Raw genomic sequence first — 1,643 nt, forward strand, 5'->3', positions numbered from 1 at the left:
CGGTCGACCGCCTGCGCGACCTGGTCCGCCAACCGGGCGCGCACACTCTCGGCGTCCGCGAGCTCGCGTCGACGGGTGACGAGGTCGTCGGCGGCGAGGCGGAACGTGGCGTCGCGCAGGTCCGCCTGGATGGTCTGCGCCCGACGCGCGACCTCGGCCTGCCGCCCCAGCGGCTTGAGCTGGCGCCGCAGTTCGGTGGTGAGGTCGTTCAGCCGGTCCAGGTTGCCCTGCATCCCGGCGAGCTTGCGCTGGGCCTTCTCCTTGCGGCGCCGGTGTTTGAGGATCCCGGCGGCCTCCTCGATGAACGCCCGGCGTTCCTCCGGCTTGGACTCGAGGATCTCGGCGAGCTTGCCCTGGCCGACGATCACGTGCATCTCGCGGCCTATCCCTGAGTCCGACAACAGTTCCTGCACGTCCATGAGTCGGGCGCGGTCGCCGTTGATCTCGTACTCCGCGGCGCCGTCGCGGAACATCCGGCGGGTGATCGACACCTCGGCGTAGTCGATCGGCAGCACGCCGTCGGAGTTGTCCAGGGTGAGGGTGACCTCGGCGCGGCCGAGCGGCTGCTTTCCCGTGGTCCCCGCGAAGATGACGTCCTGCATCTTGCCGCCGCGCAGCGATTTGGCACTGTGCTCGCCCATGACCCAGGTCAGGGCGTCGACGACGTTGGACTTGCCCGACCCGTTGGGCCCCACCACGCAGCAGATTCCGGGCTCGAATCTCAGGGTCGTCGGCGCCGCGAAGGACTTGAAGCCCTTGAGCGTCAGCGACTTGAGATACACGGTTGTCGATCCTAGGTCAGCGTTCGACGAATCCCGGGAGTCCGCCCCGCGCCGGCTCCCAGGTGTCGACGACGAGGTCGACATGGCCGGGGGTCCCGCCGCCGCGGAGGAGTTCCAGCAGGGCACGGCACGCGGGCTCCGGTCCCTCCGCCACCACGTGGACGCGTCCGTCCGGCTTGTTGGCCGCGTACCCGCTCAGGCCGAGTTCGAGTGCGCGGCTGCGGGTCCACCAGCGGAAGCCCACGCCCTGGACGCGGCCGTGGACCCAGGCGACCAGCCGGACCCGCTCGGGTCCCGGGGCGCTCATGCCTCGCCGCCCCCGGTCTCGAAGCCCAGCTCGATCTCGGTACCCGCGGTGAGCGTCCGGCCGACCGTGCACGCGGAGTCCACCGAGCGCCGGATCATCGCCACCAGTCGCTCGGCCATCGCCGGGTCTAGCCCGGACAGGTCGAGCTCGTAGCTCTCCTCCAGGTGCGGGTATCGCTCGTTCTCGCGGTCGGCGTCTCCGGAGACGCGAACGGTCGCGGCGTAGTCGTCACCCAACCGGCGGGAGATCGTGAAGTCGGAGGCCATGGCCGTGCAGGCCCCGAGCGCGATCTTGAGCAACTCCCCCGGGGTGAACACCCCCTCGACGTCGGCCGAGCCGATCTCGACCCGGGCTCCCCGGGGAGATGTCCCCACGTAGCGTCGGGTCCCGGTGCGTTCGACACGGAGATCGGGAGCGGGGTGCGCCGCCTGCGGGGCGGCCGGCGCGGGCGTCTGCGTGGGGGTGGGGGGCGTCGACTCAGTCATGCGGTCATCGTACGACCGGTCCGCGGGCCACCTCAGCCCCGCCGCGGCGCGCGGGACCGACGTGGCGGG

General features: G+C 71.6%; 3 protein-coding genes. All 3 read right to left on the bottom strand.

Features of this window, described 5'->3' with window-relative positions; translation table 11 throughout:
- A partial coding sequence (locus G6023_RS09400) for a chromosome segregation SMC family protein (RefSeq protein WP_159148941.1) occupies positions 1–782 on the bottom strand: 782 nt, incomplete at its 3' end.
- Positions 783–798: 16 nt separating this feature from the next.
- On the bottom strand, positions 799–1,089 hold the full coding sequence (locus tag G6023_RS09405; RefSeq protein WP_182635153.1) for an acylphosphatase: 291 nt from the start codon (positions 1,087–1,089) through the stop codon (positions 799–801).
- Positions 1,086–1,574, bottom strand: coding sequence for an OsmC family protein (locus tag G6023_RS09410; RefSeq protein WP_182635156.1), 489 nt, complete (start codon positions 1,572–1,574; stop codon positions 1,086–1,088). Before G6023_RS09410 ends, G6023_RS09405 begins: the two co-directional genes overlap by 4 nt.
- Between the last annotated feature and the right edge of the window lie 69 nt (positions 1,575–1,643).

This window comes from Dietzia sp. DQ11-71, assembly GCF_014144995.1.
Taxonomy (GTDB): domain Bacteria; phylum Actinomycetota; class Actinomycetes; order Mycobacteriales; family Mycobacteriaceae; genus Dietzia; species Dietzia kunjamensis.

Excerpts from the sequence above, each read along its gene's own strand:
- G6023_RS09410 (WP_182635156.1), bottom strand. The coding sequence starts at position 1,574 with ATGACTGAGTCGACGCCCCCCACCCCCACGCAGACGCCCGCGCCGGCC.
- G6023_RS09405 (WP_182635153.1), bottom strand. The coding sequence starts at position 1,089 with ATGAGCGCCCCGGGACCCGAGCGGGTCCGGCTGGTCGCCTGGGTCCAC.